The sequence below is a fragment of the Paenibacillus sp. SER-28 genome (assembly GCF_052906305.1).
In genome coordinates this window covers 280,329-294,810 of sequence record NZ_JBRECM010000002.1, presented here as the reverse complement: position 1 = coordinate 294,810, position 14,482 = coordinate 280,329, and the positions used below count along the sequence as shown (strand labels likewise).

At 45.0% G+C, this 14,482-nt stretch carries 11 protein-coding genes; 6 read left to right on the top strand and 5 right to left on the bottom strand.

Translation table 11 applies throughout. The annotated features are described in order from the left end of the window. The first annotated feature begins 156 nt into the window (after nucleotides 1-156). The 4 genes from ACUYLD_RS06670 (at nucleotide 157) to ACUYLD_RS06655 (ending at nucleotide 4,439) form a co-directional block, all read left to right on the top strand. Nucleotides 157-558: a hypothetical protein gene (locus tag ACUYLD_RS06670; RefSeq protein WP_446674657.1), complete on the top strand. Its 402-nt coding sequence runs from the start codon at nucleotides 157-159 to the stop codon at nucleotides 556-558. Nucleotides 559-774: 216 nt separating this feature from the next. After that, nucleotides 775-2,238, top strand: coding sequence for a spore germination protein (locus ACUYLD_RS06665; protein ID WP_440722616.1), 1,464 nt, complete (start codon nucleotides 775-777; stop codon nucleotides 2,236-2,238). 66 nt (nucleotides 2,239-2,304) lie between these two features. Further along, complete coding sequence (locus ACUYLD_RS06660) at nucleotides 2,305-3,321, top strand: GerAB/ArcD/ProY family transporter (RefSeq protein ID WP_446674656.1); 1,017 nt, start codon at nucleotides 2,305-2,307, stop codon at nucleotides 3,319-3,321. Next, complete coding sequence (locus ACUYLD_RS06655; protein ID WP_446674655.1) at nucleotides 3,318-4,439, top strand: Ger(x)C family spore germination protein; 1,122 nt, start codon at nucleotides 3,318-3,320, stop codon at nucleotides 4,437-4,439. Before ACUYLD_RS06660 ends, ACUYLD_RS06655 begins: the two co-directional genes overlap by 4 nt. A gap of 14 nt (nucleotides 4,440-4,453) precedes the next feature. On the opposite strand, the gene ACUYLD_RS06650 is transcribed toward ACUYLD_RS06655, so the two are convergent. Beyond that, nucleotides 4,454-6,979, bottom strand: coding sequence for a transglycosylase domain-containing protein (locus tag ACUYLD_RS06650; RefSeq protein WP_446674654.1), 2,526 nt, complete (start codon nucleotides 6,977-6,979; stop codon nucleotides 4,454-4,456). Between the two features lie 216 nt (nucleotides 6,980-7,195). Between ACUYLD_RS06650 and ACUYLD_RS06645 the strand changes: the two genes are divergently transcribed. Further along, nucleotides 7,196-8,464, top strand: a complete 1,269-nt coding sequence (locus ACUYLD_RS06645) for a DNA polymerase IV (protein ID WP_440722613.1) — start codon at nucleotides 7,196-7,198, stop codon at nucleotides 8,462-8,464. 155 nt (nucleotides 8,465-8,619) lie between these two features. Here the strand turns inward: ACUYLD_RS06645 and ACUYLD_RS06640 are convergent, their stop codons facing one another. From ACUYLD_RS06640 to ACUYLD_RS06625, 4 genes are all read right to left on the bottom strand, one after another. Then, entirely contained in the window at nucleotides 8,620-8,907 is a 288-nt protein-coding gene (locus ACUYLD_RS06640) for a stage VI sporulation protein F (protein ID WP_061829033.1), read from the bottom strand. Nucleotides 8,908-9,018: 111 nt separating this feature from the next. Beyond that, the gene (gene recG / locus ACUYLD_RS06635; RefSeq protein ID WP_069289870.1) at nucleotides 9,019-11,067 is read right to left on the bottom strand and encodes an ATP-dependent DNA helicase RecG; all 2,049 of its coding nucleotides are present in this window, start codon (nucleotides 11,065-11,067) and stop codon (nucleotides 9,019-9,021) included. Nucleotide 11,068: 1 nt separating this feature from the next. Then, nucleotides 11,069-11,938, bottom strand: coding sequence for a DegV family protein (locus tag ACUYLD_RS06630; RefSeq protein ID WP_250261042.1), 870 nt, complete (start codon nucleotides 11,936-11,938; stop codon nucleotides 11,069-11,071). Nucleotides 11,939-11,988: 50 nt separating this feature from the next. Next, nucleotides 11,989-13,773 carry a DAK2 domain-containing protein gene (locus ACUYLD_RS06625; protein WP_250261041.1) on the bottom strand — a complete coding sequence of 595 codons (1,785 nt, stop codon included), beginning with the start codon at nucleotides 13,771-13,773 and terminating at the stop codon, nucleotides 11,989-11,991. Between the two features lie 508 nt (nucleotides 13,774-14,281). Here ACUYLD_RS06625 and rpmB point away from each other — a divergent pair. Continuing rightward, nucleotides 14,282-14,470, top strand: coding sequence for a 50S ribosomal protein L28 (rpmB, locus tag ACUYLD_RS06620; RefSeq protein ID WP_013310881.1), 189 nt, complete (start codon nucleotides 14,282-14,284; stop codon nucleotides 14,468-14,470). Nucleotides 14,471-14,482: the final 12 nt, after the last annotated feature.

The following is a 14,482-nucleotide window of genomic DNA, read 5'->3' as shown; positions in this document are numbered from 1 at the left end:
TTACACAATGGCACATGGGTATCGCTCTTTACCACTTTTCCAATAATTGAGGATTGCTTTAGCCTTGGAAAAATACCTATGATGAGATATAAACAGAACACACGTTCTATATAATGATTATATATTGTATTCTTACTCGGAGTAAAGGAGATTTTTATGCCAAGCCAAAAGACACTGAACCACAAGAATAAAGCTCCTTTGCCTTCTGAAGAAGACGCAGGGCTAGTCAAGATCTGTGTACTTCTAACTCTTGTGCTGGATGTGCTGGAACGAGACATTCGTATTATACATACCTCCCCTCTAAAAATGCCTGATTTGTATGTTCGTAGCCTGACTGGAGTACAACAGCGTGTAGCTGTTCAATTAGCAGAGACAAAGGCGCGAATGAAAACACTAGGGGTTAAAATATACAGCGAAATCCGAAATCGTGAAGGCGTAGAGGTTTTGTATGTATGCCGCGGCTATCAAAGACGATTTTTCATGCTTTCATCCTTTGCCCGCAGCGAGGTCCGGCGGAAACTGGGACACTATCTAGGAATTGATCCGACGCAAGATTAAGCCCCCTTGTAATCTAGTCTCTAGTTCTTGCACGATTACATTTCATTCCTTGCAAAATAACCAACCCATTTCCCATTTTCAACCTAAATTCTAGTATAAAACTATTGCATTACGCAAAGTGAAGGTGATTCAAGAATGGATAAGTCACCAGATCATGGATAAATTCAATCCATATGGCACACATTATGCCTATCTCATCCAAAAAGGAGGGCTCTCTTGGCTGGACATGACGCAGCTTCCGTTGAATTAAACAGAAATGTTTCCTTTATTGAGCAAGCCCTTTTTTATACGGATGATTTAAAAAAACAGGCAATTTCCGTTGACGGCAAAGACGGTATGCTGCTCTATATTGATTCGCTCGTAGATCAGGAGATGATTCAAACTCATATTCTGAGTGCCTTATATGAGAAAATCGATGCAGTCTCTCATCAAATGTTCACCACCTTAAGCAGTCAAAAAGACACCGACCTTCAAAATGCTACTGATTCGCTTATTCAGGGATATTGCATTTTTATGATAAATGGGGCGGAAGAATTTTTTATCCTTTCTTCCGAAAAGACGTATGCTCGCAGTACGGACGAACCAGAAAACGAAGGGGTTATTCGCGGACCGCACAATGGATTCATTGAGCAGTTATCCATCAATCTGAATCTGATTCGCAAACAAATTGTCACACCGTCGCTGGTTGTACGCTACTTCTATGTGGGATCTAAAACCCGGACTAAAATCGCTATTGTCTATGTTCAAGACTTGGCTAATCCTGAGCTAGTGGAAGCAGTGAAAACGAGAATTAAAGCGATCTCCTCCGATATGGTGCTCCCCCCCGGTTTTATTCAAGAGTTTATTGAGGACAACCCTTTTTCCCTCTTCCCTCAACAGCTCAGCACGGAACGACCGGATCGTGTGACCGCCAATCTAATGGAGGGACGGATAGCGATTTTGGCTGAAGGTAGCCCTACTGCTCTAATAGCTCCCGTCTCTTTTTTTGCATTTTATCAAAGTCCAGATGATTATCACGGCCGTTGGATTATTAGTTCATTTCTAAGAACGATTCGAATGATGAGCTTTTTGATCGCTTTTACGCTGCCTGCCATTTACATTGCGACGATTGCTTTTCATCCAGCTATTTTGCCACTAGAGTTGGCGCATACCATTAAAAAATCACTGGAAAATGTTCCATTCCCAGCGATTGTGGAGGCTATGCTGCTTGAATTGATCTTTGAGGTGCTACGAGAAGCCGGGGTTCGTCTACCCAGTCGGGTTGGCCAAACTATTGGAATCGTTGGTGGTCTCGTCATCGGAGATGCTATCGTTCGGGCTGGTCTCGTGTCGTATACGATGATCATCGTCGTCTCGTTAACAGCCATTTCTTCTTTTTTAGTGCCTTCTCATGAAATGAGCTCAGCGGTTCGTATCCTTCGTTTTCCGATGATGATTGCTGCAGCCTTGTTTGGATACATTGGCATTGCTTTCGGTTTGCTTTTTCTTACTATCCACCTTTGCAAGCTGGAGACCTTTGGTACGCCCTACTTTGCTCCTCTTGCACCATTCCGGCTCGGTGATATGAAAGATGTTTTTATCCGCTTTCCAATTTGGACATTTCATCAGCGACCATATGATTCCCAAGCCCAAAAATTGAAGCAGCAGAACGACTCTAGGAGCTGGAAACGACGTGAATAAAGAAAGTACCATTGCATCGGGTCAACTTTTTTTCTCATCATCAAGTTTGAGATTGGCGTAGACATTTTGTCACTTCCCTATCAGATGCACCTTTCAGCTAAAGGAGGGGGTTGGATATCTGTCATTATTGGCGGCCTTTTGATTCAACTCATTATTTTGATGTGCTGGCTTCTGCTAAGACGTTTTCCCTCCTCTTCGATTTATCAAATATTAACCCAAATTACTGGTTGCTGGATTGGAAAAGCATTGACTGTGGCTTACATCGCTTACTATCTGCTTATGGGTACCTCCGTTCTTGTGAACGCATATGACGTCATCAATCGCTGGATGCTGCAATATACTCCCCGTTGGGCTATACTTGCCCTGTTTTTGTTCAGTAGCATATATCTGGTTCGCGAAAATTTAAGAACAATTGCTCGAGTGCTTGTTTTAATTTCATTTCTGATTTTTCCCATGATGCTGTTAATTAGCTATGGTATAAAGCAGTCCAACCCGCTTTATCTGCTACCTCTGACTGAGGCGGGATGGCCCCGTATTATTGTCGGTTCAAAAGAAACGCTCCTAGCGATGTTTGGTTTTGAGTTCATTCTTGTCGTCTTTCCCATGGTTGAGGGCAAAAGTATAGGCAAGCTCAAGTCAATTTTGGCAGCTAACGCGATCGTGGTACTATTGTATTGTTTTACTGTATTTACCTGTACAACCGTATTCAGCCCCCAACAGCTTGAATTAATGCCGGAGCCAGTCATTTATTTGCTCAGATCCATTCCACTGGGAACGATGGATCGGGTCGATTTTATTTTTCTGCCAATTTGGCTCATTTCGATCTTTGGCGCTATAAGTGGTTATTATTATGCGGCGTCTTACGGAATAAGCTATCTATTCAAGCAAAAGAGTCACAAAAAGGCGGTTCCCTTTGTTGTGCTCGCCTCATGTTGTATTGCCTATTTGCCTCAACGAAGAGAAGATTTCGAGCTTATTGGTTCCATAGCCAATAATTCTGCTTATATTTTCCTAATTGTGTTCCCTTTTCTGCTGCTGATCCTATCGTATCTCTTCAAAAAAAAGGAGGGACCTGAAACATGAAAAAAAAGAGCAGAGAGCTTGGAATGCTAACTCTACTCATTTTTATAACAGGCTGCTGGGATCAGGACAATTTGAAGGATGCCCGATTGGCAAATGCATCGGCTTATGATCTCACTCCTGAAGGTATGTTGTTGCAAACGCTAGAGGTTGTAGACGATTCTCAAAGCAATCAAGGTAAAAGCACCAATGAAATTCACTCAGGCACCGGCCATTCCGTTCGACAAAGTACAGACAAAATCCGAGCCAAAGTAACCGGGGATATCCGCTTTTTCAAATACGGAGTTATTCTGTATGGTACAAGCTTGGCCCGAAAAGATCTATATCCCTATCTGGATGTGCTGTATCGTGAGCCTGACCATCCGACTTCCCATGTCAAGGTAGCTATTGTAGATGGATTAGCTGGAGAAATAATAGATCAAAAAGGCATAGGTAACCTCTTAATTGGCGAATTTATAACCAAAAAAATCAGAAGCCTTGAGGAAATGTGTATGTTCCCGGAAATGACACTGGAGACACTGCTCCCCCCAATGCTTGATCCGGGTCAAGATTTTGTGCTTCCCTATCTTTCCAAAGAAGGAGAAGATATTACAGCACGTGGAATTGCCTTATTTCACGGACAAAAATTCACAGGAAGCCTAAGTAATGAGCAAGGTGTTTTATATGTCCTGATGACTGGAAAGTGGAAACATACAGCTCGCTTTGTAAAAAGGATACATCCAGGATCTGTCGGTGATGTGCAAAATTTTATTACGTATCAGGCTAACATTCAGAATGTCAAACGTAGCCTTAAAGTGAAGGTTCAGTGCGATGGACAAATTGATGTGGAGCTTAACCTGAAATTGCCTGTCGATATTGTTGAATATGCACGCAATCATCTTCAAGATAAAGCTAACGTACGGCGTCTGAACCGTCAACTTTCCGAAATCATGACCCAGGATGCGGAACAAATTATCCGTACACTTCAGGAAAATGGATGTGATGCCTTTGGCGTAGGCAGACAGTTGATCGCTCATCATCCAGCAGTATGGAAAAGTGTAGATTGGAATAAAGAATATCCCAATGTCCGTTTTCATCCGCAGGTCACTGTAGACATTGTCGGGAACGGCATTTTAAACTAAACCGTTCCTGTCGTTTAGTTTTTGGGTTGATCAGATATTATTTCTGGATAAATAACTTCATCAGATTGGGTTTTTGGAGTCTCACTCTGGCTTTCCGATTCAGAAGGAGTCCCCTGTTCGTTTTCAACAGAAGGTTGCGAAGTATCTGTTGATGGCACATCGTTATTCTCATCAGGCATTTCTATCTCTGTGTCTGCGTCAGGAACAGCAGGATCCGTTTCCTCTGGTGGAATTTTCTCTTGATCTATTGCAGGTACCTCAACCTCTGGGACTTCTTTTTCCTTGATATCTGGTTTGGACGGGACCACTGGTCTAGCAGAACGCGGAAGGTGTTCTCTTCCAACTTCAGTAGGCACATACTTTTGATTAAACCAGTCAGTCACGAGTTGACCCGATTGACGGGAATAACGCCCTGGCAGCTTACCTGTAAGGCTAGAAACCGTAACTCTTACAACACCTTCCGGCCGTATAAAGTGCTTATTCTTAAAAAGTTCAGGCTGGTCCTTGACCGCCTCATTCATGATCAGTGCCCACACTGACTGTGCTCTGGAATGGCCTTCTTGAGATAATGTATTAACCTGTTGCCGATAACCAGCCCAGACGCCTAGTGTAACGTCAGGTGTGTATCCCATAAACCACACATCACCAAAGTTTTGTGTTGTACCGGTTTTACCGGCGATATCAATGGCACCGTAGCTTTTAAAAGCATTTTGCAGGCGTTTACCAGTTCCCCTCGGATCTGATATAACAGTTTTAAGCATATCCGTCATCAAAAATGCGGTTTGCTGCGAATATACACGCTTCGTCTGCGGTTTAAATTCATATATGATCTTCCCGTTGGCATCCGTAATTTTGCTAATCAGATGAGGTGCATTATATACACCCATATTGGGAATCGTTCCATATGCTGCGGTCAGTTCCTCGACGGATACCCCTTTGCTTAGTCCACCCAGAACCCCTGTCTGAGCATGTTCATCCTGCGGCTGAATCGTCGTAATTCCAAGAGAACGCACAAAATTCCAAGCATTTGGAATTTTAACTTCATATAAGAACAGCCTCAGTGCAGGGATATTGATTGACCGATTGAGTGCTTCACGGGCTGTCATAAGCCCCTCGTACCGTCTGTTATAATTTTTAGGAATATGATAACCTTTACGCCCGTCTTTCAATATGATTTGTGAATCATCAATAAGACCGGCTGGCTGAGTGTATCCCTTTTCCAATGCAGGTAAATAAGCAGCAATAGGCTTCATGGCAGAACCGGGCTGACGTGTCATTTGAGTTGCATAGTTCATTTGCTCGGTATTAAAATCCCTGCCCTCGATCATACCGAGTATAGCCCCTGTTTTATGATCAATCATGATTGCTGCAATCTGCTCTAATCCCTTCTTCTTACTGTATGGAGAAAAGTTTTGTGGATTGGCTGCAATCTGCCGCATATTGTTATAAATTTTCTTATTTATCGTTGTATAAATTCGATATCCGGACCGTTGCAACTCTTCTCGCGTATTTTGAAGAAGCTCGGCATGCTCAGGCTTGGAAATCTCGGATGCCGTGATATCCGGATTTTGCTGGAGCGCTAACAATTGGGCGGCTTCTCGCTCTGTCTCCAGCATTAAATAAGGGAATGTGTTATAACTTTTTTCGCGATGTGGCGCAAGAGTGGCTTTCACATCAAATTGAAGCGCCTCGTTATATTCGGATAGCGTAAGTTTACCTGTTGCCAGCATTCTTCCCAACACGACACGCTGGCGCTCCATCGCTTTATTGAAGCCTTCTTCATCAAAGTTCCCTTTACCATCAAAAGCGGAATAAACAGATGGCAGTTGGGGAAGACCTGCCAAATAAGCCGCCTGAGCAATATGAAGCTTATGTAGATCACTTACATTGAAAATCCCTAACGAAGCAGACTTGATTCCATATAAATTGTAACCAGCGGAACCATTACCAAAGGGCATTTTGTTTAAGTAAGCCGTTAATATTTTATCCTTACCCATAAAACGCTCCATACGCAGTGCCAGCAGCATTTCCTTCACCTTGCGGCTGTCCGTCTTATCCAGACTGAGAAAAACCCTTCGGGCTACCTGCTGCGTCAGTGTGCTGCCGCCTGTTTGGCGGTTTTCATTCAAAAGCTTCTGCTTAACAGCACGAGCTGTTCCCTTTAAATCCACACCACGATGCTCATAAAATTGGCTGTCTTCCGTTGAAATGAGGGCATCCACAATAGACTGAGGGACATCCTTCAGATCAACGAGCTGTCGATCCTCCTCCATGCGCATTCTTCCAACCGGAGTTACCTGATCATTAAAAAATACAAAGCTGGTCAGAGCGTTCTCATTTACCTTTTCATATATCAACTGACGTGATCGTACAGGTTCATCATGAACCAGTGCCGCTACATAACCGGATATAAGACCTCCAGCAAATAGCACTCCAAGTACACCCGCAAACGAGAACCACTTGATATTAATCAGCAAAACTCTGCCAAAAATACGCCACCTACTGCGTTTTTGAGATGATGGTCGACGTTTTGGGTTCATAAAAATGGTTTTCTCCCCTCAATATTCATTCATTTCCACTTGTTTTTGCTCAAGATATTATGATACGCCATGTTAGGTTTTCCGTAAACTGTAACGTTCCAAAAAATACATTTGTATTAGGAACACTTGTTCTGTATATAATACTACTACAAGAGTATACATTCAAGAATATTTTGGAAGGATGATCCACACATATCAGGAAAGGAGGTCGGATTTTTGGAGGAACGCAGAAATAGAACCATATTCTTATCGGACTGCCAAAGTTTTTATACCAGCATCGAAAAAGCAGATGATCCCAAATACCAACATAAGCCACTCGTTGTGGCCGGTGACCCTGCACTTCGTTCAGGCATTATTTTAGCTGCGTGTCCGCTGGCCAAAAAATACGGTATATCTACAGCAGAACGTCTGGGAGAAGCGGTGAAAAAATGTCCTGACCTTATCATTGTACGTCCGCGTATGCAGCATTATATCGATGTCTCATTAAAAATAACAGAAATTTATAATGAATATACGGATTTGGTTGAGGTTTTCAGCATTGATGAACAGTTTCTGGATATGAGCGGAAGCCTCTCTCTGTTCGGGGATCCGGTGAGTATTGCAAGTGAAATTCAGCAAAAGGTACTGGCACAAACAGGAGTATGGATTCGAATTGGTATCGGCTCCAACAAAATGCTGGCTAAAACCGCAACAGATATATGGGCTAAAAAAAATGACAGTGGCATTTTCTTGTTGTCTACATCCGATATTGCAGCGTTGCTATGGCCTCAGCCAGTACGTCTTATGTTCGGCATCGGTTCGCGAATGGAACGGCATTTGGAGAAGCTTGGACTACACACCATTGGAGATATCGCACGTACTCCCTTACCTCGGCTACAGGACAAATTCCGGTCTCATTTCGGTAAGCAGTCCGATATTCAGGCAGAGGTAATATGGCGAACTGCTAACGGGATCGATCACAGCCCGGTCAAGCCGGAAACATTTAATACACCTCCCAAATCCATCGGTCATATGATGACTCTTCCTCGAGACTATCTCCAGCCTGCGGAAGTGGAAACCATCCTGCTTGAACTAACAGAGGAGGTGTGTCGGGACGCCCGCCGCAAAGGATATATGGGCTCGGTTGTGACTGTTCATTGTATATGCAGTCCCTACGAGGCACCAACCGGATTCTCCCGACAAATGAAGATACCCGATCCTACAAACCATACCCAAAAGGTATATGAAACCGTTAAAAAAATCTTTTATACTTTTTGGAATCATATGCCTGTGAAGCGTGCAGGAGTTACTTTAAGCGGATTGGTGGATGATCAACTGTATCAACTGGATTTTTTTGAGGATCAGGAGCGATCCCGTGCTTTGGAAAAGGTGACGGACACTTTAAAGGATCGGTACGGTCAGTCCATCATCATGCGCGCATCGTCGTTAACAGATGCCGGGCAGGCCATGGAACGGTCTATCAAAATTGGCGGTCATTACAAATAAAAAATCTCATGATAAGCTCACACTAGCTATTGCCCGGGGAATGAACTAACTAAAACAAACCAAAAAGGATCGCCTGATATCAGGCAATCCTTTTTTTTATCTGTGCTTCACAAAAAAACATGGAGAGCGCTTCGAAGCACCTCTTCAAATAGCAATCAACGGAACATTCCCCACAGCTTGATTAGATGGAATGTATTGGACGGATCAATTTTTTGTGCCAATACGAAGGCGGTCAATTGCTCCTCCTGCGCAGCCGTCAAACGCTCGTTTAAAATAGCAGAAGTGGTCTTCACAAGATGACGCACCTTAGCTTTATTTTGCAGGTCCGCTTTAGTTACACCTTCGATCTGCTGCTTAACCCGATCCTTGAGCGCACGATTCTTCATTTTCAACTTAATCCGCTCCACCAGTTGCGGACTGATTCCATATTGCTGATAGCTCAATGTTGCCACACCTCCCATATCATTCGGTCATTCCCAAATATATGACGGCCAGCCTGTCCATTGTGCCTATCTGTTTAAAACGTTTAGAACAACCTCATGATTCATGGTGGATTAGTCGATGAGATCTCCCTGGAAAATCTGCTCTTTTTGCAAATAACCGCGAAGTGCTTCATACTGCGGAGATGTCCAAAAGGACGCATCCTTGATCAGATCAGTTGCATCCTCACGCGCCTTTTCCAGCACCTCAAAATCCGCTACCATATCTGCTAAACGAAACTCGGGTAGTCCACTCTGCTTGGTGCCAAAAAAGTCACCCGGCCCTCTCAAATCCAGATCGCGTCTAGCCACCTCAAAACCATCGTCCGTATCGGTCATAACCTTCATCCGCTCCTGACCAACCTCCGACTTAGGATCAGCGATCAGTACACAATACGAGGCATGTGCTCCCCTTCCGACACGTCCACGTAATTGATGTAACTGGGACAGCCCAAAACGATCCGCATCCATAATGATCATTAGCGTCGCATTGGGGACGTCTACCCCCACCTCCACAACTGTCGTTGAAACGAGCAACTGAACCTCATTCGCATAGAAAGAACGCATAACTTCTTCCTTTTCTGCGGGAGTCATTCGTCCATGTAATAGCCCAACGCGGTAATGCGGAAAAGCCTGTTGCATTTGAATATGCAAATCAATGGCATTCTGTACGTCCAGCTTCTCCGACTCTTCAATCAACGGGCAAATCAGATAAGCCTGCCGTCCCTGATCTACCTCGCGGGAAATAAAACCAAGTACCCGATCCATCAGTTCGTGCTTCACCCAATAGGTGGAAATTGGAATACGCCCCTTCGGCCGCTCTGACAACGTAGAAACATCCATATCGCCAAACGCAGTGATGGCCAGCGTACGAGGGATCGGTGTGGCCGTCATCGTCAGCACATCGGGATTATAGCCTTTGCGACGCAGTACACTACGTTGGTTCACTCCGAATCTATGCTGCTCATCCGTTACAACAAGCCCAAGCTGGCGAAAATATACATCTTCCTGAATGAGAGCATGGGTGCCTACTACAATGTCCAGTAGACCCATTTGGAGAGCAGCTAGCAGCTCCTTACGCTTCTTCCCGGTTGTACTCCCAGTCAGTAGGCCCACACTGATTCCAAAGGGCTCAAACAGCTTGTGAAGCGACCTCATATGCTGCTCGGCCAATATTTCGGTTGGCACCATCAGCGCTCCCTGAAAACCCGAACGTACTGTGGCAAATAAACCGATGGCAGCAACAACTGTTTTACCTGACCCAACATCTCCCTGAAGCAAACGGTTCATACAATAAGGTGAGCGTAAATCGTGCAGTATTTCAAGCTCTACCTTCTTCTGTGCATCCGTTAATTCAAAAGGCAAAGCCCTTACAAATTCACGAATCGTGGCGTTATCCACCGTATGTACCACCCCGTCCGCTCGACCACGATTTAGCGCCCGGAATGCCTGCATTTTCAGTTGAAATAAAAATAGCTCCTCATACACCATCCGCCGACGAGCCTCTTGCCCCTCGCGGTTGTCCTGAGGCTGGTGTATACCCGCGATAGCCTGCTTGCGCGGCATCATACTATATTTGCGTACAAGCAACTCAGGCAATATTTCGGGGATCATTTCGCCAAACTGCTGGAGCGTCTGATTCATCGTTTTTCGCATCCAGCTTTGCGTAATCTTGCCGCCTATAGAGTACACCGGTTGAAGCGTCCCCGAGCGGGCTACTCCTTTATCAGGAAACTCAGAATCTGCAACAGTCATCTGCATACGTTTGAGATCCCATTTACCAGTCACCACAATTTCACGACCTGAGGTTAGCTGCTCCTTCATGAAATGCCGATTAAACCATGTCGCGGTAAACATCCAATCCTCGGCCATCAATTTACAAGTCAACCTTGATTTGCGCCCGTAACGCTGAAGCACCGGAATGCCCATAATTTTGGCCTGTACCGTAATCTTATCTCCGTCCTTCACTTCGCTTAGCGAGCGCAGTCGGTAATCTTCATACCGAAACGGATAATATTCCAGCATGTCCTGTATGTTAGAAATGCCAAAAGCGTGAAGCTCTCCCTCTTTGAGAGCACTCACGCCATGTATTTGTTTTAAAGGTATTTGATCCAATTGCAGCATATTACCTCTCATCTCCGGCCGGCCATACAAAAATGCCAATCGTTCCTGGCCCTACATGGGTCCCAATCACAGCGCCAAGTTCAGTATATATTCGATCCCCCAGCTCAAAATGCTCTGCCAGCTGAGCCACGAACGCTTCTGCCGCTGAGCGATCTGCCGTATGACCCACAGCAATATTAATTTTTTGGCCTTTTAAATCCCGCTCCAGTAGTTCAATAATTCGTGCTGTCGCTTTTTTATGCCCTCTCGCCTTATCAACCGAATAAATAATGCCTTCTTTGTCAATCGAAAGAATCGGCTTAATGTTAAGCAACGTACCAACCATTGCCGCTGCCTTGCCAATACGTCCGCCTTTTTTTAAGTATTCCAGGGTATCCACCAGGAAATATAAACAACGGCGCTCCCCACGACGTTCCACAGCCCGAACAATATCAGCCGGGGAGTGTCCGGCAGCCGCCAGCTCTGCCGCATAAACCACTAGCATGCCGTATCCGTATGAAGCTGATTTGGAATCCACCACAGTCACTCTATGTCCATGCTTCTCCAGCATGGATTTGCCCAGCAGAGCAGACTGATACGTTCCGCTCACACCCGAGGATAAATGGATAGAGATAACCTGGCTCTCGGGGTATTGTTCCAACAGCGTCGTGTATGTCTCCAAAAAACGGGCTGGTGAAGGCTGTGACGTCGTAGGCAGCTCATCAGCCCGTACTAGTTCGCTGTAAAACTGCGACGCTGACATCTCAATGCCGTCCAGGTAAGCTGTGCTGCCGAACATCACTGTCAAGGGTACAACAACTATACCGAGACGGTCTGCTAATTCTTGTGGAATATCAGCCGTGCTATCCGTCAAAATGATGGTACTGCTCATCAGTCAGACCTCCTTTTTGTTGTGGACTTCCATGGGCGTGCTAAAGCACATCAGGTTTCCACTGAGAACAAATAAGGATAAATCGGCTGACCACCTTCATGAACTTCCACTTCAGCATCCGCATAATTTTCTTCAAGCCATGCAACAAGCTGATCTGTGTCTTCTTGATTTGCGTCTGAACCTGTGAGAATCGTAACAATTTCATCGCCATTCACCAGCATTTTCGCTAGCAAAAGACGGGACGTTGCCATTAAGTGTTCCTCGGTCGCTACAATTTTGGAATCCAGAATACCGATGTAGTGCCCGGCTGTAATATGCAGGTCATCAAGTGTCGTATCCCGTACCGCGTAGGTCACTTGGCCAGACTTCACCCGGGTGACTGCGTCACGCATATTGTCCTGATTTACCTCAAAAGCCTCTTCCTCCTGGAAGGCAAATGCTGCCGCAATGCCCTGAGGAATTGTTTTGCTCGGAATAACCGACACCATACGTTCCATCTCTAGCAGTTCACGCGCTTGTTCTGCCGCCAAAATAATATTGGAATTATTCGGAAGAATAAAAATATGTTGAGCCGCAATCGAGCGCGCCGCATTAACGAAGTCCTCTGTGCTCGGATTCATTGTCTGGCCGCCAGAAAGGACAACATCGACGCCTAAACTTCTGAAAATATCAGCAATTCCTTCACCGGAAGCCACAGCTATAAAACCAAAGGATGCCAGTTCATGAGCTGGGGGCTCAGACGGCTCTTCCTCACGTGCAGGCTCTGTTGGTATTTCAGCAAACCACTCAGGCTCAGGAGCAACATCCATACCCGCAGACAACAAATCACGATGCTGCTCGCGCATATTTAAAATACGAATCTGTGTAATTTCTCCGTAACGCAGTGCCAAATTCAGCACTTCACCAGGAGCCTTAGAATGCACGTGAACCTTGATAACATCATCGTCTGAAATTACGATAATAGAATCACCATCTACGGATAACGCTTTCCGGAAGGCTTCTTCATCAAAATCGGTACCTTGCGCTTCGCCCAATTGTCGATTAATAAAAAACTCCATATCATACAAAAATTCAATATTATCCGTTTCGAGCTTCGCTTGCGCAGAAATCGGCGCATCTGGGGAAGGAACAACTGCAGTAGCAGTAGGTCTCTCCGATACGTGAGGAGCAAAAACCGGGCGTACATTATCACTTTTTGCAGTTGGAGACGTCACCAAGCCGCTTCCAATATGTTGCATAAAGCCTTCATAAATATACACAAGGCCTTGCCCACCCGAATCTACAACTCCTACTTGCTTCAGTACAGGGAGCATGTCCTGCGTCATGGCAAGCGTTTCCTTCGCTTTGGCAAGCACTTCTTCCATCAATTCCGTGATGTCGTTCGTCCGGCGCGAGAAAAATACAGCATGCTTGGCCGCTTCCTTCGCCACGGTAAGAATTGTACCCTCCACCGGCTTAACCACCGCCTTGTAGGCCGCATCCACCCCGCTCTGCAATGCCGATGCGAACTGAAGGGTATTCAATTCCTCGTATGGGGCAGCGTAACGGCTGAAGCCACGAAACAACTGAGACAGGATAACCCCTGAATTGCCGCGGGCTCCCATCAGCAAACCTTTGGATAATATGCCGGACATGACACCGATGGAGGAAGAATCCCCCCTCTTTAATTCCGTTACGCCCGCGCTCATCGTCAAATTCATGTTAGTTCCCGTATCACCGTCTGGCACCGGGAATACATTTAGTGAATTGACATGTTCCGCATGCTGCTGTAATTGTTCCGCCCCGGCTAAAACCATTGCGGTAAAATCTGTTCCATTCAAAGAACGATTACTCAAGAGAATTCCCCTTCCTAGCTTAATACACTTGTTTTACTATCAACCTTCACCACACCTTATCCAGCTGTGCCTACAGGTTCAATTAAATTATACTAAAGCCAGACGACGAATACGAATGTCACACTTTCATAAGCTCTTGTACTCACGTCTGGTCGCTCTTCTACAGGTCATATAAAATGAAAAACCAGTCAACTGCCCAACATAAATCATCGGCTGGAATGATAACTATAGTCCCGCCTCTGAACCGCCGGCATGACTGGAATAAGAATTCACATTCCATTTAAATACAAAATAATCGCAGCAATAACTATCCCATATTGTACTATAATGCGAAAGAGAAATAAATAAAGTTTTTGAATCAGTTGACGGAGCTTTTTTGACTATGATATTATATTTAAGTATTGTTTTGTTCAGGTTAGTGACTTACAAAGTCCGGCTGACCCAGTCGGCCTGAAGAGAGACCCGTTCCATATGGAATTTGGTTATTTTCAGAATAGGAGGTGGAATCATGTCTCGTAAATGTTCTGTAACAGGCAAAAAGCCTGGCAGCGGTAACCACGTATCTCACGCTAACAACCGTAATCGCCGTACTTGGGGCGTCAACGTACAAAAAGTTCGCATTCTCGTTAACGGTAAACCGAAACGCGTTTATGTCAGCACTCGTGCATTGAAAGCCGGTAAAGTGACTCGCGTGTAGTCGTAAAAAAAT